The organism is Ruegeria sp. J8, from assembly GCF_056531925.1.
The window spans coordinates 158,157-177,011 of sequence record NZ_JBQFMR010000010.1; the positions used below are offsets into that span (position 1 = coordinate 158,157).

18 protein-coding genes are annotated in these 18,855 nt (G+C 58.2%); 8 read left to right on the forward strand and 10 right to left on the reverse strand.

What is annotated here, in order from left to right; translation table 11 throughout:
• Window positions 1–15: 15 nt before the first annotated feature.
• The 8 genes from pstB to ACR0L1_RS19275 form a co-directional block, all read right to left on the reverse strand.
• Window positions 16–813 carry a phosphate ABC transporter ATP-binding protein PstB gene (pstB, locus tag ACR0L1_RS19240; RefSeq protein WP_170769756.1) on the reverse strand — a complete coding sequence of 266 codons (798 nt, stop codon included), beginning with the start codon at window positions 811–813 and terminating at the stop codon, window positions 16–18.
• A gap of 10 nt (window positions 814–823) precedes the next feature.
• Complete coding sequence (pstA, locus tag ACR0L1_RS19245) at window positions 824–2,185, reverse strand: phosphate ABC transporter permease PstA (RefSeq protein WP_170790907.1); 1,362 nt, start codon at window positions 2,183–2,185, stop codon at window positions 824–826.
• Window positions 2,182–3,654 (reverse strand): phosphate ABC transporter permease subunit PstC, encoded by a 1,473-nt coding sequence (gene pstC, locus ACR0L1_RS19250; protein ID WP_480860386.1) that lies wholly within the window; start codon window positions 3,652–3,654, stop codon window positions 2,182–2,184. The genes pstA and pstC overlap by 4 nt, the downstream gene beginning before the upstream one ends.
• An 83-nt stretch (window positions 3,655–3,737) precedes the next feature.
• Window positions 3,738–4,778 carry a substrate-binding domain-containing protein gene (locus ACR0L1_RS19255; protein WP_170769759.1) on the reverse strand — a complete coding sequence of 347 codons (1,041 nt, stop codon included), beginning with the start codon at window positions 4,776–4,778 and terminating at the stop codon, window positions 3,738–3,740.
• Window positions 4,779–4,938: 160 nt separating this feature from the next.
• A complete protein-coding gene (locus ACR0L1_RS19260; RefSeq protein WP_480860388.1) occupies window positions 4,939–6,012 on the reverse strand; it encodes a sensor histidine kinase in 1,074 nt (357 codons plus the stop codon).
• Between the two features lie 30 nt (window positions 6,013–6,042).
• On the reverse strand, window positions 6,043–6,567 hold the full coding sequence (locus ACR0L1_RS19265) for a gamma carbonic anhydrase family protein (RefSeq protein ID WP_170786778.1): 525 nt from the start codon (window positions 6,565–6,567) through the stop codon (window positions 6,043–6,045).
• Window positions 6,564–7,205, reverse strand: a complete 642-nt coding sequence (gmk, locus tag ACR0L1_RS19270; protein ID WP_170769762.1) for a guanylate kinase — start codon at window positions 7,203–7,205, stop codon at window positions 6,564–6,566. The genes ACR0L1_RS19265 and gmk overlap by 4 nt, the downstream gene beginning before the upstream one ends.
• Before the next feature lie 16 nt (window positions 7,206–7,221).
• A complete protein-coding gene (locus ACR0L1_RS19275; RefSeq protein ID WP_480506629.1) occupies window positions 7,222–8,112 on the reverse strand; it encodes a YicC/YloC family endoribonuclease in 891 nt (296 codons plus the stop codon).
• A gap of 243 nt (window positions 8,113–8,355) precedes the next feature.
• Between ACR0L1_RS19275 and ACR0L1_RS19280 the strand changes: the two genes are divergently transcribed.
• Window positions 8,356–9,030 (forward strand): PAS domain-containing protein, encoded by a 675-nt coding sequence (locus ACR0L1_RS19280; protein ID WP_480860390.1) that lies wholly within the window; start codon window positions 8,356–8,358, stop codon window positions 9,028–9,030.
• Window positions 9,031–9,295: 265 nt separating this feature from the next.
• Here ACR0L1_RS19280 and ACR0L1_RS19285 read toward each other — a convergent pair whose 3' ends face one another.
• Window positions 9,296–10,666, reverse strand: coding sequence for a class II 3-deoxy-7-phosphoheptulonate synthase (locus ACR0L1_RS19285; RefSeq protein WP_480860392.1), 1,371 nt, complete (start codon window positions 10,664–10,666; stop codon window positions 9,296–9,298).
• Between the two features lie 170 nt (window positions 10,667–10,836).
• Here ACR0L1_RS19285 and ACR0L1_RS19290 point away from each other — a divergent pair, with 170 nt between their 5' ends.
• Entirely contained in the window at window positions 10,837–11,841 is a 1,005-nt protein-coding gene (locus ACR0L1_RS19290; protein ID WP_170786786.1) for a GlxA family transcriptional regulator, read from the forward strand.
• Here the strand turns inward: ACR0L1_RS19290 and ACR0L1_RS19295 are convergent.
• On the reverse strand, window positions 11,838–12,932 hold the full coding sequence (locus ACR0L1_RS19295; protein ID WP_480504409.1) for a PQQ-dependent sugar dehydrogenase: 1,095 nt from the start codon (window positions 12,930–12,932) through the stop codon (window positions 11,838–11,840). The two genes, ACR0L1_RS19290 and ACR0L1_RS19295, sit on opposite strands and share 4 nt — an antisense overlap.
• Window positions 12,933–13,083: 151 nt before the next feature.
• Between ACR0L1_RS19295 and ACR0L1_RS19300 the strand changes: the two genes are divergently transcribed.
• The 6 genes from ACR0L1_RS19300 (at window position 13,084) to ACR0L1_RS19325 (ending at window position 18,777) form a co-directional block, all read left to right on the forward strand.
• Entirely contained in the window at window positions 13,084–14,265 is a 1,182-nt protein-coding gene (locus tag ACR0L1_RS19300; RefSeq protein WP_170769768.1) for an ABC transporter substrate-binding protein, read from the forward strand.
• 127 nt (window positions 14,266–14,392) lie between these two features.
• Entirely contained in the window at window positions 14,393–15,181 is a 789-nt protein-coding gene (locus tag ACR0L1_RS19305) for an ABC transporter ATP-binding protein (protein WP_170769769.1), read from the forward strand.
• A gap of 8 nt (window positions 15,182–15,189) precedes the next feature.
• On the forward strand, window positions 15,190–16,020 hold the full coding sequence (locus ACR0L1_RS19310) for an ABC transporter ATP-binding protein (protein ID WP_480860420.1): 831 nt from the start codon (window positions 15,190–15,192) through the stop codon (window positions 16,018–16,020).
• Window positions 16,020–16,457 carry a hypothetical protein gene (locus ACR0L1_RS19315; protein WP_480860394.1) on the forward strand — a complete coding sequence of 146 codons (438 nt, stop codon included), beginning with the start codon at window positions 16,020–16,022 and terminating at the stop codon, window positions 16,455–16,457. Before ACR0L1_RS19310 ends, ACR0L1_RS19315 begins: the two co-directional genes overlap by 1 nt.
• A complete protein-coding gene (locus ACR0L1_RS19320; protein WP_170790892.1) occupies window positions 16,457–17,467 on the forward strand; it encodes a branched-chain amino acid ABC transporter permease in 1,011 nt (336 codons plus the stop codon). The genes ACR0L1_RS19315 and ACR0L1_RS19320 overlap by 1 nt, the downstream gene beginning before the upstream one ends.
• Window positions 17,464–18,777 (forward strand): branched-chain amino acid ABC transporter permease, encoded by a 1,314-nt coding sequence (locus ACR0L1_RS19325; RefSeq protein ID WP_480860395.1) that lies wholly within the window; start codon window positions 17,464–17,466, stop codon window positions 18,775–18,777. Before ACR0L1_RS19320 ends, ACR0L1_RS19325 begins: the two co-directional genes overlap by 4 nt.
• Window positions 18,778–18,855 lie beyond the last annotated feature (78 nt).

An 18,855-nucleotide genomic window follows, 5' to 3' on the forward strand; every position in this document is an offset into this window, starting at 1 on the left:
ATCAGATACCTGTCCTCAGCCGATCCGGCCGGTGATATAGCTTTCGGTGCGGGGATCTTCGGGGTTGGTGAAGATCTGACCCGTCTCGCCGAACTCGACGAGGTTGCCCAGATGGAAGAATGCGGTTTTCTGGCTGACTCGCGCGGCCTGCTGCATCGAGTGGGTCACAATCACCACCGAATAACGCGAGCGCAACTCGTCAATCAGTTCTTCGACCTGCGCAGTTGCAATCGGGTCCAGGGCCGAGCAAGGCTCGTCCATCAGCAGAACCTCGGGCTCGGTCGCGACGGCGCGGGCGATGCACAGGCGCTGCTGCTGACCGCCCGACAGGCCGGTGCCGGGGGCGTCAAGACGATCCTTGACCTCATCCCAGATCGCACCGCGACGCAGGGATTTCTCAACGATCTCATCCAGTTCCGCCTTGTTCTTGGCAAGGCCGTGGATGCGCGGGCCGTAGGCTACGTTGTCATAGATCGACTTAGGGAAAGGGTTCGGCTTCTGGAACACCATGCCCACTTTGGCGCGCAGCTGTACCGGATCGACGCGCTTGTCATAGATATCCTCGCCATCCAGCAGGATATCGCCCTGAACCCGGCAGATGTCGATCGTGTCATTCATCCGGTTCAAGCAGCGCAGGAAGGTAGACTTGCCGCAGCCCGACGGGCCGATAAAGGCGGTCACGGTCTTGTCTTCAATCTCGACGTTGACGTCTTTGATAGCGTGCGTCTCACCGTAGTAGACCTGCACATTATTCGCGGCGATCTTGATGGCTTTGGAGTCCACGGCTCTCTCCACTCGTGTCATATCGTTCATAATAAGCCCCTTACCAGCGGCGTTCAAAGCGGCGGCGCAGGATGACCGCGATGGTGTTCATTGTCACAAGGAAGATCAACAGAATGATGATCCCTCCCCATGCGCGTTCGTAAAAGGCCGGGTCAGCGCGTTTGGACCATTCGTAGATCTGCGCCGGCATGGCCGAGTTCGGTGACAGGAAGCCCGCCACCAGCCCGTCGGGCGGGTTCGAGGCGATAAAGCCCACCATCCCGATCAGCAGCAGCGGCGCGGTTTCCCCCAGCGCCTGCGCCAGACCGATGATGGTGCCGGTCAGAATACCGGGCGCGGCCAGCGGCAAGACATGGTGGAACACCGCCTGCATTTTCGAGGCCCCTACCCCAAGTGCGGCATCGCGGATCGACGGCGGAACCGCCTTGAGCGACGCGCGGGTCGAGATGATGATCGTAGGCAGAGTCATCAGCGTCAGAACCAGACCACCCACCAGCGGAGCCGAGGTCGGCAAATGCATGTAGTTGATGAACACGGCCAAACCCAGAATACCGAACACGATCGAAGGCACAGCGGCCAAGTTCGAAATGTTGACCTCAATGATATCTGTCAGCCGGTTCTGCGGCGCAAACTCCTCAAGATAGATCGAGGCGGCCACCCCAATCGGCAGCGCCAAAGCCAGCACCACGAACATCATGAACAGCGATCCCAGCATCGAAACACCGATCCCCGCAGCCTCGGGCCGTTGGTCGGACGCGTCCGAGCCGAAGATGAAATCGGGGTTGAACGCCTTATACAGCACACCCGCATCCCGCAGTTGATCTACGAAATCCAGCTGGGCAACCGTGATGCTTTTGTCATTAGCGATGGACTCGCGGGTCACGCGGCCCTTCATGTACCCATCGACGCGGCTGTTGACCAAAAATCGGAAGCTGACAGTTTTGCCAATCTCATCAGGGTTGGCGATCACATAGTTCCTCAGCTCGGCCTGTGCGGCTTTGGACAGGATTTTACCCATGTCCTTGGGCGAAAGATCGGTCTGGATACCCAGCTCTTGCACTTCCGTCTCAATCGCCGAGGCGATCAGCGGCGCGTAACCAAAGGTCGAGACCTTCTTGATATCCTCGATATTGCGGTTGCCCTTCTTGTCCAGCTTGTCTTCTTTCAGCTCAACATTCAGTTCAAGAAACGTCTGCTGGAACGCGCCGGTGCCTGCGGTCACAATGTTTGTGACCAGCACGATCAGCATCAGCAGGCCGATACCGATGGCAGCAATCCCATACATCTTAAACCGGGATTCGGCTGCATTGCGCTTTTTGGTCCGTGCGTCTTGCTCGAACAACGACCCCTTTTTGGGTTTCGCAGCCGGAGCAGCGGCGGGCGTTTGGGAAATATCGGTCATTCGTACTGCTCCCGGTATTTGCGTACGATGTAGAGGGCGAAGATGTTCAGCCCCAGCGTAATGATGAACAGGGTCAGACCCAGCGCGAACGCAACCAACGTTTCAGGGCTGGCAAAGTCGGTATCGCCGGTCAACTGGCTGACGATCCGAGTGGTGATCGTGGTCATTGCCTCGAACGGGTTGCCCGAGAATTTGGCGATTGCACCGGCAGCCATCACCACGATCATCGTCTCACCGATGGCGCGGCTGGCGGCCAGCAAGATCGCTCCGACGATCCCCGGCAACGCGGCCGGCAGCACCACCTGACGGACAGTCTCGGAATGCGTCGCGCCCAGCCCCAGAGAGCCATCGCGCATAGACTGCGGCACCGCATTGATGATGTCATCGGACAGCGACGACACGAACGGGATCAGCATGATGCCCATAACCAAACCCGCAGTTAGCACCGCGTTCGAGCTGGCCATCCAGCCCACTCCCAGCGCCCCGCCTTCGCCGAACATCGACACCAGCGCAGGACCAACCGTCAGCAAGGCAAAAAGACCATAAACGATGGTCGGGATACCGGCGAGGATCTCTAGCAATGGCTTGGCAATGGAGCGGGTCGCGCCTGAGGCATATTCCGACAGGTAAATCGCGGCGAACAGGCCAATCGGCACCGCCACCAACAACGCGATTACCGAGATATAGAGCGTGCCCCACAGAAGCGGCAGGATCGACAGTTCCGAGCCGCCACGGAAGTTCGGGGCCCATGTGCTACCGAAGAAGAAGTCTTTCCACGAGTGCAGTTGGAAGAAGTTCAGCGTCTCGAAGAACATGGACAAAACGATGCCCATCGTTGTCAGGATCGCAATCGAGGCCGCCAGCAGCAACAGCGCCAGAACGCCTTGTTCCACTACGTTGCGGGCGCGGAATTCCTTGTGCGTTCGGATATAGGCAAAGGCTGCACCAAACAGCGCGACGATCACAACGATCACCTGCATTGCTATCGTTCCGGTCGACGTCATGCTGCGGTATTTCTGGGCCGCGACCAGAATAGGTTTGGTAATCTCCTGAGTCAGGACCTGACCTGAGTCTTTCAACGTCTGGGTCAGCTCGGCAATATCGGCATCGGCATTCCCAGCCTGCACTTCGCTCAGCGCGCCGGTCGCAACGGCCCCGGCCAACCCGTTCGAAACGCGCCGAACCTCGCTCATGATCAGGCCGCGGTCAGCGCCTTCAGGGATCGCGTGGTCGGGGATCATGCCGGTGACTGTGCTGTTTACGATCATCGGCTGCGCCAGCAACCAGACGACCAGAATTCCAAGCGCCGGCACCAGCGCCGTCAGCGCAACATTGTAGCCATAATAGGACGGCAGAGAGTGCAGATCCCGCGCGTCTCCTCCTGCGCTTGCAAGGGCACGGGACCGCCCTGCGAAATATCCGATCACTGCGAATGCAAGCAGGATGAGCAACAGCCAGGATAGTGCCATGGGAACTCCGTCGGAATGGCTGGAGAAGAGTCAAAAAGAACCGGGGCGCGCATAAACCGCCCCGGTTCCATAAGCAAGGGTGATTAGGAGCCGCCGCCCAGAACGGTTTCGTTCGCAACAGCTTCCTGAACTTTCACCAGCTCGGGATCCGAAACCAGGCCGTATTCAGCCAACGGACCATCGGGGCCTGCGATCTCGTCGGCGACGAAGAACTCAGCATATTCTTTCAGGCCGGGGATCACGCCAATATGCGCTTTCTTCACGTAGAAGAACAGCGGACGCGAGACCGGGTATTCGCCGGTTGCGATCGACTCGGTGGTCGGAACAATGCCGGACATGGTTGCAACTTGCAGCTTGTCGGTGTTGTTCTCGTAGAAGGCCAGACCAAAGACGCCGATGCCGTCTTTGTTGCTGTCGATACGCGCCAGAGTTTCGGTATAGTCGCCGTCGATGTCGACCGAAACGCCGTCCGTACGCAGGGCGATACAGGCTTTCTCGGCGGCTTTCTTGTCGTCGCCGTTGGCTGCTTTGTAAACGTCAAAGTCGCCCAGGTGCTCACAACCGGCCAGGATCACCTTGTCTTCAAACACTTCACGGGTGCCGTGCTTGGTGCCCGGGATGAAAGCTGCGATCGGCTGCGCCGGGAAAGCAGGGTTCACGTCGGCCCAGGTTTTGTTCGGGTTATCGACCAGCTGACCGTCAACAACGATCTGTGCGGACAGGGCTTTGTACCAATCTTCCGGCGTGAACTCGAACGAGTTGCCGTTGATGTCGGAGGCGAAAACGATGCCATCATAACCGATCTGAACTTCGATGATGTCGGTCACGCCGTTTTCGGCACAGGCTTTTACTTCTTTTTCACGGATGGCGCGCGAAGCATTGGCAACGTCGATGGTGTTTTCGCCAACACCTTCGCAGAAACGCTTCAGGCCAGCCGAGGAACCGCCCGATTCAACAACAGGGGTCGGGAAGTCGAAGTTTTCACCGAAGGCTTCGGCAACGATCGAAGCGTAAGGCAGAACGGTCGAGGAACCGGCAACCTGAACCTGATCACGTGCAGCAGCGGTAGTGGCCGAAACGGCAGCAATCGCCAGAGCAGAAGCCGACAGTTTTACAAAGGACATCTCAGTCTCCTTGAGAATGGTTGTTTTTGATCACCCCCATGATGATCTTGCCGGCACCCCTAAGAGCCGTGCGTAAGCCTTTTGTGACAGGTTTGTAACGGTTTCATGACAAACCGGCAGATTCAGCTATGACTTTGTGACAATCCCGGTATGCCGGGCGTCAAACCTGAGCCTCTTCCGGTTTTTGCTGCGGCAAAATCACTGTGAAAACAGACCCTTTGCCGAACTCGCTTTCCACCCGCAAGCGCCCGCGATGCCGATTGACGATATGTTTTACGATCGCCAGCCCCAAACCGGTTCCACCCAATTGCCGGGACCTGTGATTGTCCGCCCGGTAGAATCGCTCGGTCAAACGCGGCAGGTGAGTCGGGTCGATACCCGGCCCCTTATCCGAAATCTGAACCCGCACAGCCGGGCCGCGCATGGCGGTGTCCCGTTCGAAAGACTGAATTCGTACTTCAACCAAGCCGCCGCTACCGCCGTATTTGATTCCGTTCTCGATCAAGTTGGTAAAAACCTGCCGCAACTGATCGCTGTCACCGATCAAGGACACCGGTCCCTGGGGATCATTGGTAAGGCGAAGTTCAACTTCCGCATCCTCGGCCAGTGGCCGCAGTGAATTTATCGTGGATTGGAGCAAGCCCGACAGGTCCAGCTCCTCTCGTGGCCGCACCCGTTCTTCGCTTTCGACCCGGTTCAGCGACAGCAAGTCCCCTACCAGCCGGTTCATGCGGTTGGCCTCATCCGTCATGATCTGAAGAAAGCGCTCGCGCGCGGCGGCATCTTCGCGGGCGGGGCCGCGCAGGGTTTCTATAAAGCCCATCAACGCGGTCAGCGGCGTGCGCAGTTCGTGACTGACATTGGCGACAAAATCGCGCCGCATCTGACTGGCCTGTTCAAGATGGGTCACATCCTGAAAAACAGCCAGAACAGCCCCGCCTGCGACAGCGCCAACACCGTTCATATAGCGGCACTCTACCTCGAACGTGGTGTCCTGAGCGCCGTCATTTGCAAGGTGGCGCGTCTTCGCCCGCCCCTTGTCACGCAGGCTTTGCTCCATCGCCTCAATCACCTGCGGCTGACGCAGGATGGTGGCAAAATGACGGGTGACGATGTTTTGCCCAAGCAACGTCCGTGCATCTGTATTGGCCGCTATGATCCGCTCGGTCTGATCGACCATCAGGGCAGGTAGGGGAATGGCCGACACAATTTCGGCAAGCAGATCGTCTGACATCGTTGGTACTCGGTGATATTCGAGGGCGTTCTAGGGCACGGGTGTCAAAGTTTCACGAAACTTGCGCATGTTTTCCTGATAATGCAGCGCGCTGAACGTGATCTTTTGCGCCGCAGCCGCATCCAATTCTCGCACCACCTTGCCCGGTGCACCCATCACCAGCGAATTGTCCGGGATTTCCTTGCCTTCTGTGATCAACGCCCCTGCCCCTATCAGGCAATTCTTTCCTATTTTTGCGCCGTTCAGGACAATTGCCCCCATCCCGATCAGAGTATTTTCCCCGATCGTGCAGCCATGCAACATGACCTTATGCCCAATGGTGCAGTTCTTGCCGATCGTCAGCGGATAGCCCGCATCAATATGCATCACGCAGTTTTCCTGCACGTTGCTGCCTTCGCCCACCCGGATCTCTTCATGATCGGCGCGTATGGTGCAGCCAAACCAGACCGAGGCCCCCTGCTCCAGCACCACCTTCCCAATCAGGTTCGCATCGGGCGCGACCCAGGTGTCCTCGTGGATTTGCGGCGTGTGCGGGCCGAGGGCGTAGACCGTCATGACAATTCCTCGAATTCGTTTTGCAGTGTGCGAACGTGGTTTTGCAGCACCGGTTGCTGGATACGCCGCATGCGTTCGGCGCTGACGATGGTCTTCAGCTTTTCCTCGGTCGCATCCAGATCGTCATTCACCAGAACGTAGTCGTAATAGCCCCAGTGGCTGATCTCATCCCAGCTTTTCAGCATCCGCTTGGCGATCACGTCGGCGGCGTCCTGACCCCGGCTTTCCAGCCGACGACGCAGTTCAGGGATCGAGGGCGGCAGGATGAAAATCGACAAAGCGTGCTTGCCTAGATCTGAGTTGCGAATCTGCACCTCGCCCTGCCAGTCCACATCAAACAGCACGTCTTTACCGCTGTTGATCGACTCGCGCACCGGCCCCGCGGGTGAGCCATAGAAATTCCCGAATACATGCGCGTGCTCCAGCATCTGACCGTCGGCGACCTGCTGTTTGAACGCATCCTCACTGAGGAAGTAGTATTCACGGCCATGTTCCTCACCCGGACGCGGGGCGCGCGTTGTGGCCGAGACCGAGAATTCAAGGTCGCTGTCCCACTGCATCAGCCGCCGGGCCAAGGTGGATTTGCCTGCCCCGGAAGGTGAAGACAAAATGATAAGTAGGCCGCGTCGATCCGCCATAAGGGTGTTCCTGTCGTTATTCCACGTTCTGCACTTGCTCTCGCATCTGATCAATTACGGCTTTCAACTCAAGACCTACCGAGGTCAGTTCGGCGCTTTGCGCCTTGGAGCATAAGGTATTTGTCTCGCGATTGAATTCCTGCATCAGGAAATCCAGCTTGCGACCCACTGCCACATCCTGTGCCAGCAAGTCGCGCGCGGCCGTGACATGGGTTCTGAGGCGGTCGATTTCCTCGGTCACATCCGCTTTGACCGCGATCAGCGCCAGTTCTTGCGCGACCCGGTCCGGATCTGCGCTTTGTGCGTTTTCCAGCACGCGGGCCAGATTTTCGCGTAAGGCATCGGCCATCTTGTCCTTGCGCTGTTCGGCCAGCGCGGCGGCCTGATCGGTGAAAGCTGCCACCTGATCCAGCTGGCTGTCTAGAACCTTGGCCAGCGCTTGCCCCTCGGCCTCGCGCATGGCGATGAACTCGGCCAGAACGGTCGCAAATTCGGTGCTGAGCTGCTTTACCAGAGCGGTCGGATCATCCACATCGGCCCCTGCATCCAGCATGCCTTTTAGCGCCACCAAATCGGCAGCGCTTGGCGTTGCAAGTGCTACGCCAGCTTCCTCCGCCATCTGCTGGGTGCGCTTCACCGCCGCCAGGGCTGCGGCCATGGCCGTTTCGTTCAACACGATCTCAGGCGCGGATTCGTCCCGGTTCAAGCGCAGCGACAAGGTGACATTCCCCCGGCTCAGCGCCTTGGACATCTGCGCCCGCAGCGCCGCCTCCAGCCCGGTCAGCCAATCTGGAACGCGAATGCGCATGTCCAGCCCCTTGCCGTTGACGCTGCGCAGCTCCCACGTCCAGCTATGCGGCCCCAAAGCGCCTTTGCCCGAGGCGAAGCCCGTCATGGATCTGATCATAGCCGACCTTTCGTTATAGCCCATGGCCCTATTCCGCCAGCACCTAAAGCCAACCACCAGCGCAGGGCAAGAGTTTGCTGAGTTTGTCGCATCCAGTACGCAGTTAACCATTCATTAAAGAATTCCTCCAAAATTGTATTAACCCGTGTCAATCTGGGCGCTGTCGGGGGTGGTCAGTCGGTGATGTCCCCGATATGTGGCATTTTATGAAAATGACGGTCGATTGACGCTAGGGTGATGAAAATGAAGACGTTTTTCGGGAACGGTTCCGGGTCAAACTTTGGAAAGATCGTCGCAATGGATCGTTTTGACAGTGGGCGCAGCCTGTCCCCCATCCGGCAGGCTGAGGCATATTGGACAGCGTTGCTGACGGGCGACGGTGTGCCCATGCGGTCGCAGATTGATCCGCGCGGACTCGAGAATATTCTGGAATGCACCTTCATCCTGGAACGCATCGCACCCGGTCTGGCAAGGTTTCGCCTTGCGGGCAGCCATCTGAACAACCTGGCAGGTATGGAGGTACGCGGAATGCCTCTGACAGCGTTTTTCGAACCCGGTGCGCGGACTCAAATCACCGACGTATTGGAAGAAGTCTTTGCCAAGCCCGCGATTGCCGACCTTGGGTTGATCTCGCCCGGCGCACTGGGTCGCACCCGAATGCAGGCACGGATGATCCTTCTGCCCTTGAAAAGCGATCTGGGTGATGTCAGCCGCGTGTTGGGCGTGATGGTCAGCGACGGCGTGATCGGTGCAACCCCACGGCGCTTTGACGTCTCGGATCAGAAACTGCGCCCCGTCTCAGATGTTCAGGCCCCTCAAAAACCGGCACGGCCGTCTGTGGTTGGTTTTGCCGAAGATCAGACAGAATTCAAACGTCCGGGTTCGCACCTGCGGCTGGTCGTGTCGCGCGACGACTGAGTTCGGAACCCGATGTTATTTTAGAACCGGCAACCAGATCGTCTTGCCGGTTTTTTTTGTCTCGCCCAACCTCGCCCTCGAACCGGCCATCGGCGCGCATACGGGTTCTTGGATTCTGGATCGGGTCGAGATTCTGCAAGTAAGGCGTCAGGCAGTAGAAACTCTGTGACACCTTACGAGAATGCCGACGGCGCAAACGTGCCCAAAGGAAGCTCAGCCCAAACAACTTGGCCCCCTTTGGGTTCGCGTAAAGAAGCGCGCCGCCTTAGCCAACCGCACGTTTAGTGCGGTTACGGCGCAGGTTCGTCAGTTCTTCGGCCACAAGGAACGCCAGTTCCAGCGATTGCGACGCGTTCAAACGCGGGTCGCAAGCGGTGTGGTAGCGGTCCGAGAGGTCCTCTTCCGTCACTGCGCGCACGCCGCCAGTGCATTCGGTGACGTCCAGACCGGTCATCTCGAAATGCACGCCGCCGGGGACGGTGCCCTCGGCCTGATGGACGCCAAAGAAATCACGGACTTCGCGCAGGACCGAATCGAATGGGCGAGTCTTGTAACCCGTGGCCGACTTGATCGTGTTGCCATGCATCGGATCGCAGACCCAGGTCACATTGGCACCCTCTTCCTTGACGGCCTTCACCAAGCGCGGCAGATGCTCACCCGCTTTGCCTGCACCAAACCGCGCAATTAGGGTCAGGCGACCCTCTTCGTTTTCGGGGTTCAGCTTGGACATCAGAACCTTGAGGTCTTCGGCAGTCGTGGTCGGACCGCATTTCAGACCGATCGGGTTCTGTACGCCCCGGCAGAATTCAACATGCGCGCCGTCGGGCTGACGGGTACGGTCGCCGATCCAGATCATGTGACCCGAGCCAGCCAGCCAGTTGCCAGAGGTCGAATCCAGACGGGTCAGCGCCTCTTCGTATTCCAGCAATAGCCCTTCATGGCTGGTGTAGAACTCGACGGTCGAGAACTCATGCGTGGTATCGGCGTTGATCCCGGCGGCATCCATGAAGTCGATGGAGTCTTGAATGCGGTCGGCGATCTCCGAATATTTCTGCACGTCTTGATCGTCGGTGAAGCCCAACGTCCAGGAATGCACGCGGGTCATATCCGCAAAACCACCGGTCGAGAACGCACGCAGCAGGTTCAGCGTGGCCGCCGCCTGCGTGTAGGCTTGCAGCATCTTGGACGGATTCGGAATGCGGGCCTCGGGAGTGAAGGCCAACTCGTTGATGATATCACCACGGTAGCTGGGCAGTTCCACACCATCCACCACTTCGGTCGGGGCACTGCGCGGTTTGGCGAACTGACCGGCCATACGGCCAACTTTGACCACCGGCACCTTGGCACCATAGGTCAGAACCATCGCCATCTGCAGCATTACCTTGAACGTGTCACGGATCGCATCCGCGCTGAATTGATCAAAGCTTTCAGCACAGTCGCCGCCTTGAAGCAGGAACGCCTCACCCCGTCCAGCCGCAGCCAGGTGTTGTTTCAACCGCCGTGCCTCGCCCGCAAAAACCAGCGGGGGATACTGGGCAAGCTGGGCCTCGACCTTGGCCAGCGCGGCCGCGTCGGTATAATCTGGCATCTGAACTCGGGGCTTGTTGCGCCAGTTCGTTTTTTGCCACTCGGTCATAGCTTTGATCTCCGCTGAAGTATTCAGGTCGTCTCTATACAAAATGCGTGACAGAGTGACCATATCCCAATTGCGCCCCCTTGACGTCGTAAACAAGCTTTGATCATGGTGGTTTTAATACGTGCCGCCGGACCTATCGTCCCCTGGCGGCGAATCAAGGACACCTCGCCATGCAAGAGCAACGCCAAGTTGTCACGGTGCAAGACACTGCGGCCAACCCTAAGAATTTCGTGTTTGTCCTTTTGGACAAGTTCTCTTTGCTGTCTTTTGCGTCGGCACTGGACAGCCTGCGCATCGCCAATCGTATGGCCGATAAAGAGCTGTACACCTGGACCTTTGCCGGTGAAGGCGGTGACACCGTTACATGTTCGGCTGGAGCCAACTTCAAACTTGATTCCGATCTCGTTGAACTTCAGCGCGATGCCGTGATCCTGATTTGCGGCGGCGTAGATGTTCAGAACGCCACCACCAAGAAGGTGCTCAATTGGGTACGACGCGAGGCGCGGCGGGGATTGAAAATTGGCGGATTGTGTACAGCAGCCTTCACTCTGGCCAAGGCTGGTTTGATGGATGGCAAACGCGCGACAATCCACTGGGAGAATTCGGACAGCTTCATCGAGGAATTCGATGAGGTCGAGCTGACGAAATCCGTGTTCCAGATCGACGGCAACCGGATGACGACGGCGGGCGGGACTTCGTCCATCGACCTGATGTTGAAGATCATCGCGGATGACTATGGTGAAGATCTGGCGAATGCGGTGGCGGATCAGATGATCTATTCGTCGATCCGCACGGATCAGGACACGCAGCGCCTGTCGACCCCCACCCGGATCGGGGTTCGGCATCCAAAGCTCAGCCAGGTCATCCTGATGATGGAAAAAAACATCGAAGAGCCGATCTCGCCCTCGATTCTGGCCAAGGATGTCGGCATGTCCACGCGCCAGCTGGAACGGCTGTTCCGGCGCTACCTGAGCCGCTCACCCAAGCGGTATTACATGGAGCTGCGGCTGCACAAGGCGCGAAACCTGCTGATGCAGACCGATATGAGCGTGATCAACGTGGCGCTGGCCTGTGGCTTTGCCAGCCCGTCGCATTTCTCGAAATGCTACCGCGCCCATTACAACACCACGCCATATCGCGAGCGAGGCGCTCAAGGCGGGAAACTGTCTGTTTAACCCGGTGTCATCCGGTAAACCGCGCCCTGCCCGACAGAGATAAACCAGATCGCCCCGTCCGGCGCTTCCACAATATCGCGGACTCGTTCTGTCGCTGAGCCCTCGATCTTTTCGACCTCGGTCAGGGGCGATCCTGCGAGACGGGCAATATAGTCAAACTTCAGGGAGCCAACGAATATATCGCCGGCCCATTGCGGCCATAGCTTGCCGGAATAAACCAACAGACCCGAGGGTGCGATGGACGGGTCCCAATAAAATTTCGGCTGTTCAAGCCCATCTTTGAAAGTGCCCTCGCCAATCTTCTTACCCGAATAGTGACGACCGTACGAAATGATCGGCCAGCCGTAATTCCGTCCGGGTTGGATCAGGTTCACCTCATCCCCGCCGCGCGCACCGTGTTCTGCGGCCCACAAGCGGCCCTGTGCGTCCAATCCGGCCCCCTGTGGGTTGCGATGGCCATAGGACCAGATTTCGGGCCGAACATCCGGCGCCCCCACAAACGGGTTATCCGCAGGAACTGTTCCGTCACGGTTCACGCGGATCACTGAACCAATAGGGTTGGACGTTTCCTGCGCTTGGGGACGGTCGCCGCGATCCCCAATAGTGACAAATAAAGTGCCGTCGTTGGCCTCGACCACACGCGAACCGAAATGTCGACCACCGGACCCTCCGGGAACGGCTTCGAAGAGGACCCGCAGATTGGTCAGCCGATCCCCGCTTTCAGACAGCCGCGCCACGGCTAGAGCGGTACCGGCCCCACCCCGTTGAGGCTTTGAGAAGGTCAGAAAAATCTCCCGGCTTTGCGTGAAATCACGGGCGATTGTCACATCCAGCAACCCACCCTGTCCGTTTGCCGCAACCTTTGGGACACCGCGCACCTTCTTTGCCTTGCCATCCGAGACATGCAGCAACTCTCCATCCCGTTCTGTCACCAGAAACGATCCGTCAGGCATAATTCCGACGGCCCACGGCGTATCCAGCCCCTGAACCATCGGCTCAACCTGCACTGAGCCCGAAGAGGTGCTTAAGACCTCAGCACGCAGCGGGACGCTTAGCAGCGTCAAAAGAAGAAGCGCAAATGCTCGGACCATCATTTTTCCCTTCAAAATCACTGCGTCAGCCCTATGAGACCAAATAGCTTTCCTTTGCGCAAAAACACGTTTGCGTTAGGACTTTTCTTTTCCGAGCAGCTTGCCTAGGGTCGTGACCAGAACGAATACGTTCACAATAGGGAGTAACCATATGAAAAAGCTGCTTACTGCAACTGCGGCATCCGCTCTGCTGGCTGGTCCGGCTCTGGCCGAAGATATCACGCTGGGCGTCCTGTTCGGCTTCACCGGCCCGATTGAATCACTGGCCCCGGCGATGGGTTCAGGTGCGGAACTGGCAATGGCCGAAGTCACCGAATCTGGCAAGCTGCTGGACGGCACCAAAGTCAGCGCGTCCCGCGCCGATACTGGTTGTATCGACAATGGCCTGGCGACCTCGAACGGAGAGCGTATGATCGCAGATGGCGTTGCTGGCATCATTGGCGGCGACTGCTCGGGTGTGACCGGCGCGATCCTGCAGAACGTCGCTATTCCAAACGGCATGGTGATGATTTCGCCATCGGCGACTTCGCCCGGCCTGTCGACCATGGAAGACAACGGCCTGTTCTTCCGCACCGCGCCGTCGGATGCGCGTGAAGGTCAGGTGATGGCAGACATCCTGAATGACCGTGGCATCAGCTCGATTGCACTGACCTACACCAACAACGATTACGGCAAAGGTTTGGCAGACGCGATCCAGTCCTCGTTTGAGGCGTCAGGTGGCGAAGTGACCATCGTTGCCGCACACGAAGACGGCAAGGCCGACTACTCGGCCGAAGTGGGCGCGCTGGCCTCGGCCGGTGGCGACATTCTGGTTGTCGCGGGTTATCTCGACCAAGGTGGTCTGGGTATCATCCAGTCGGCACTGGACAGCGGTGCGTTTGACACGTTCGGTCTGCCCGGCGGCATGATCGGTGACTCGCTTCCCAACAATGTTGGCCCCGACCTGAACGGCTCGTTCGGTCAGATCGCCGGTTCGGGTGGCGAGGGCGCCGAGAAGTACTTTGCCATGGCTGAAGCCGCCGGTTTCGACGGTTCGTCGCCTTATTCGCCGGAAGCCTATGACGCAGCTGCGCTGTTCATGCTGGCCATGCAGGCCGCAGGCTCGACCAGCCCCGCCGATTATGGCAGCAAGATCATGGACGTCGCCAACGCACCGGGTGAAAAGATCTACCCAGGTGAGCTGGCCAAGGGTCTGGAACTGCTGGCCGCAGGTCAGGACATCGACTATGTCGGCGCGTCCGGCGTTGAGCTGATCGGCCCCGGCGAAAGCGCGGGTTCATACCGCGAGATCGAAGTGACCGACGGCGAGAACAAAACCGTCAACTTCCGTTGATCCAAGGTTAACAGTCATAAAAACAAGCAGCCCGGGCCTTGTGTCCGGGCTGTTTCAATGACAAAAGCCCGCACCATTCGTACAGGGATGTGGCAACAACGCCGGAAAACGGCGGCTAGGGGAAAAGATGATCGTCGTCGAAGACGTGCACAAGCATTTCGGCGGGTTTCATGCGGTGGACGGGGCATCGCTGGAAATCCAAAAGGGCTCGATCACCGGTCTGATCGGGCCGAACGGGGCCGGAAAAACCACTCTGTTCAATGTGATCGCGGGCGTTCTGCCGCCGACCAGCGGGAAGGTCCATATGGATGGTGAGGATATCACCGGCCTGCCCCCGCATGAGCTGTTTCACAAGGGCCTGCTGCGCACCTTCCAGATTGCGCATGAATTTTCTTCGATGTCCTGCCGCGAGAATCTGATGATGGTGCCGGGTGCGCAATCAGGTGAATCGCTTTGGAACACGTGGTTCGGGCGCAAACGCATTGCCGATGAAGAACGCGCATTGAAGGCCAAGGCCGATGAGGTGCTGGAGTTCCTGACCATCGAACATCTGGCCGATCACAAGGCCGGTCAGGTCTCGGGCGGGCAGAAAAAACTGCTGGAACTGGGTCGCACCATGATGGTCGACGCCAAGATCGTGTTTCTGGACGAAGTTGGTGCAGGGGTGAACCGTACCCTACTGATGACCATCGCCGACACAATCCTGCGCCTAAACAAGGAACGCGGCTATACCTTTGTGGTCATCGAACATGACATGGATTTCATCGGCAAAATCTGCGACCCGGTCATCTGTATGGCCGAAGGCAAGGTGCTGGCCGAAGGTACTCTGGACGAGATCAAGGCCAATGAGCACGTGATCGAGGCCTATCTGGGCACCGGCCTGAAAAACAAAGACAAGCTGGAGGCCCAAACATGACCGCTGGCGTGAGCGACAATCCTTATCACGACGACAAGGGCAACAAGGACGCCTCAATCACCAACACACATGGCGTCGGCACCATGACCCCCGCCCATCGCAAAAGCGGTGAGACGCATAAGGTCGAGGGCGGCCCCTTCCTGATCGGCGACACTATGACCGGCGGTTACGGCAAAGGGCCCGACATTCTGCATGACTGCACCATCGCGGTCGATAAAGGCGAAATCGCCGTGATCGTCGGCCCCAACGGCGCAGGAAAATCGACCGCGATGAAGGCGGTCTTCGGAATGCTGGACGTCCGCGCCGGAGCTGTTCGACTGGACGGCGAAGACATCACCAAACTGTCGCCGCAAGATCGGGTGATTAAGGGCATGGGGTTTGTGCCACAGACGTCGAACATCTTCACCTCGATGACGGTGGAAGAAAACCTTGAGATGGGTGCCTTCATCCGCCGCGACGATATTTCGGGAACGATGGAGCAGGTCTATGACCTCTTCCCGATCCTGCGCGACAAACGCAACCAAGCCGCCGGAGAGCTGTCGGGCGGCCAACGCCAGCAGGTCGCCGTGGGCCGTGCGCTGATGACCCAACCCAAGGTGCTGATGCTGGACGAACCGACCGCCGGTGTCTCGCCCATCGTGATGGATGAGCTATTCGACCGGATCATCGAGGTTTCCCGCACCGGGCTGCCAATCCTGATGGTCGAACAGAACGCCCGTCAGGCACTGGAGATCGCGGACAAGGGATATGTTCTGGTTCAGGGGCGCAACGCCTATAGCGGCACGGGCAAGGAACTGCTGGCCGATCCCGAAGTGCGTAAGAGTTTCTTGGGGGGGTGATGTTTAACATCGGATTCTACATTGCAGCCGCCCTTGTCACGTCCCTGGGTATGCCAGGAAATGCATCTGTATATTCTTGTCAGAGCACTGAATTCTGCAAGTGCCAGCGTAAGCAAGGGTGCAGTGGCTTTGATTACCAACCTCGTGAACGCCAAATAGAAAAGTGCATCCAAAGCAAAACGGCTTTTGAAGCGAAAGTGCTAAGGCGAAAAATTGAGATTAGCGGAGAAACTCTCGGTATAGCGTTTAAGGAAGCACGTCCGTTTTTCAGCGATCTGGACTGGTATCAGGCAAAAGCAAACTCGGAGCGCGGGCTTATCAATCTGAGTTTTGACAACGAACGTTCGCAAACTGAATTCCAACTTAAGCAAATGGTGAAGGGCTCCGTGAACTATCACGAATGGATTCTTTCAGGTGTTTGCGAGGTGAACAATTAATGGACTTCCTCAACGCCCTTGTGGCGCTCTCCAACTTCGTTCTTGTTCCCGCAATCGCCTATGGCAGCCAGTTGGCGCTGGGGGCTTTGGGGGTGACGCTGATCTATGGCATCCTGCGGTTCTCGAACTTTGCCCATGGCGACACGATGGCCTTTGGCGCGATGATCGCTGTGCTGGTCACGTGGGGCCTACAAGCCGCAGGGGTCAGTTTCGGGCCGCTGCCCACCGCTCTGCTGGCCCTGCCCTTTGCAATTCTGGGCTGTATCGTGCTTGTACTGATCACGGACCGGCTGGTTTACAGGTTCTACCGCGAACAAAAGGCCAAGCCGGTCATTCTGGTGATCGTGTCTATGGGCGTGATGTTCATCATGAACGGGATCGTGCGGTTCATCATCGGCCCGGATGATCAGCGCTTTTCGGACGGAGAGCGGTTCATCGTCTCGGCGCGTGACTTCAAAGCGATGACCGGCCTGCGCGAGGGGCTGGCGATCAAGACCTCTCAGGGCATCACCGTGATCGTCGCTGTTGTCGCCGTTGCATTGCTGTTCTGGTTCCTGAACAAAACGCGCACCGGCAAGTCGATGCGGGCCTACTCTGATAACGAGGATCTGGCCCTGCTGTCCGGTATCAACCCGGAACGCGTGGTGATGATCACATGGATCATCGTTGCCGCGCTGGCGACCACGGCGGGTGTTCTCTATGGCCTCGACAAAAGTTTCAAACCCTTCGTCTATTTCCAGCTTCTGCTGCCGATCTTTGCCTCGGCCATCGTGGGCGGGCTTGGCAATCCGCTAGGGGCCATTGCGGGTGGCTTCATCATCGCCTTTTCCGAGGTGACCATCACCTACGCATGGAAAAAGGTACTGACCTATCTGGCCCCTGAAAGCCTTGAGCCCTCTGGCCTGGTCCAATTTCTGTCCACTGATTACAAATTCGCCGTCAGCTTCGTGATCCTGCTGATTGTGCTTCTGTTTAAGCCCACGGGCCTGTTCAAGGGGAAAGCGGTATGACCGAGACTGTCAAGAATACGCTGCTTTTCGTTGCCGTCGGCAGCCTGATCCTGCTGACCGGGTTCACGCAAAGCTGGAACGCGGCGATCCTGATCCTGAACATGGGGCTGATCTCGGCCATCATGTCCATCGGGGTGAACCTGCAATGGGGCTTTGCGGGCCTTTTCAACGTCGGCGTCATGGGCTTTGTCGCGCTGGGCGGGCTGGCGGTTGTACTGGTCTCGACGCCGCCGACGCCGGGCGCGTGGACCGGCGGGGGCTTTGGCGTCATCCTCGCGCTGCTTCTGGGCGCAGCGACGATTGTAGCCGCTGTGATCACCGCGCAGAAGATGCCCAAAGGGCGGGTACAAACCTTGGCGATCATCGGCATTCTGATCGTCGGATTCTTTGTCTACCGAGCCATTTTCGACCCCAACGTCGCCGCGATAGAGGCCATCGACCCTGCGGTCGCGGGTAATATCGGAGGCCTGAACCTGCCCGTTCTGCTTGCTTGGCCCGCCGGAGGTCTGCTGGCTGCTGGTGCGGCGTGGCTGATCGGGAAAACCGCGCTGGGTCTGCGTTCGGATTATCTGGCGATTGCGACGCTGGGTATTGCCGAAATCATCATCGCCATCATGAAAAACGAAGACTGGCTGGCCCGCGGCGTCAAGAATGTCTACGGCATCCCGCGCCCTGCGCCTGTGGTCGGCTATGAGGTCGAGTTGCAAGCAGATCCCGGATTCATCGCCCGCGCCGAATGGCTGGGTCTTGACCCAGTCACGGCCTCGACGCTTTCGGTCAAGCTGGGCTATTCGCTGCTGTTCACCATAGTGCTGCTGGTCCTGCTTTGGATGGCACAGATGGCATTGAAAAGCCCATGGGGACGGATGATGCGCGCCATTCGCGACAATGAAGTTGCGGCCGAGGCGATGGGCAAGGACGTCACCCGCCGCCATTTGCAGATCTTCGTTTTGGGCTCCGCGATCTGCGGTATTGCGGGCGCAATGATGACCACACTGGACGGGCAGCTGACGCCGGGCACCTACAATCCGCTGCGCTTTACGTTCCTCGTCTGGGTGATGGTGATCGTCGGCGGCTCGGGCAACAATTTCGGCGCGGTTCTGGGCGCGTTCCTGATCTGGTTCCTTTGGGTCCAGGTCGAGCCGATGGGCCTTTGGCTGATGAACCTGATTACTTCAACCATGCCCGAAGGCAGCGCATTGAAGGCGCATCTGATCGACAGCGCTGCCCATATGCGCCTGTTCACGATGGGTTTGATACTGTTGATCGTCCTCAGGTTCAGCCCACGCGGATTGATACCAGAAAAGTAACAGTTATCTCAAAAGCGACGAAACCGTGCCTCTTTTCAGGCGCGGTTTCTTGATCTAAGCGCGCTGTCCGTCTAGACG

Coding starts and splice junctions, on each gene's coding strand:
- pstB (WP_170769756.1), bottom strand. CDS start 813: ATGAACGATATGACACGAGTGGAGAGAGCCGTGGACTCCAAAGCCATC.
- pstA (WP_170790907.1), bottom strand. CDS start 2,185: ATGACCGATATTTCCCAAACGCCCGCCGCTGCTCCGGCTGCGAAACCC.
- pstC (WP_480860386.1), bottom strand. CDS start 3,654: ATGGCACTATCCTGGCTGTTGCTCATCCTGCTTGCATTCGCAGTGATC.
- ACR0L1_RS19255 (WP_170769759.1), bottom strand. CDS start 4,778: ATGTCCTTTGTAAAACTGTCGGCTTCTGCTCTGGCGATTGCTGCCGTT.
- ACR0L1_RS19260 (WP_480860388.1), bottom strand. CDS start 6,012: ATGTCAGACGATCTGCTTGCCGAAATTGTGTCGGCCATTCCCCTACCT.
- ACR0L1_RS19265 (WP_170786778.1), bottom strand. CDS start 6,567: ATGACGGTCTACGCCCTCGGCCCGCACACGCCGCAAATCCACGAGGAC.
- gmk (WP_170769762.1), bottom strand. CDS start 7,205: ATGGCGGATCGACGCGGCCTACTTATCATTTTGTCTTCACCTTCCGGG.
- ACR0L1_RS19275 (WP_480506629.1), bottom strand. CDS start 8,112: ATGATCAGATCCATGACGGGCTTCGCCTCGGGCAAAGGCGCTTTGGGG.
- ACR0L1_RS19280 (WP_480860390.1), top strand. CDS start 8,356: ATGAAGACGTTTTTCGGGAACGGTTCCGGGTCAAACTTTGGAAAGATC.
- ACR0L1_RS19285 (WP_480860392.1), bottom strand. CDS start 10,666: ATGACCGAGTGGCAAAAAACGAACTGGCGCAACAAGCCCCGAGTTCAG.
- ACR0L1_RS19290 (WP_170786786.1), top strand. CDS start 10,837: ATGCAAGAGCAACGCCAAGTTGTCACGGTGCAAGACACTGCGGCCAAC.
- ACR0L1_RS19295 (WP_480504409.1), bottom strand. CDS start 12,932: ATGGTCCGAGCATTTGCGCTTCTTCTTTTGACGCTGCTAAGCGTCCCG.
- ACR0L1_RS19300 (WP_170769768.1), top strand. CDS start 13,084: ATGAAAAAGCTGCTTACTGCAACTGCGGCATCCGCTCTGCTGGCTGGT.
- ACR0L1_RS19305 (WP_170769769.1), top strand. CDS start 14,393: ATGATCGTCGTCGAAGACGTGCACAAGCATTTCGGCGGGTTTCATGCG.
- ACR0L1_RS19315 (WP_480860394.1), top strand. CDS start 16,020: ATGTTTAACATCGGATTCTACATTGCAGCCGCCCTTGTCACGTCCCTG.
- ACR0L1_RS19320 (WP_170790892.1), top strand. CDS start 16,457: ATGGACTTCCTCAACGCCCTTGTGGCGCTCTCCAACTTCGTTCTTGTT.
- ACR0L1_RS19325 (WP_480860395.1), top strand. CDS start 17,464: ATGACCGAGACTGTCAAGAATACGCTGCTTTTCGTTGCCGTCGGCAGC.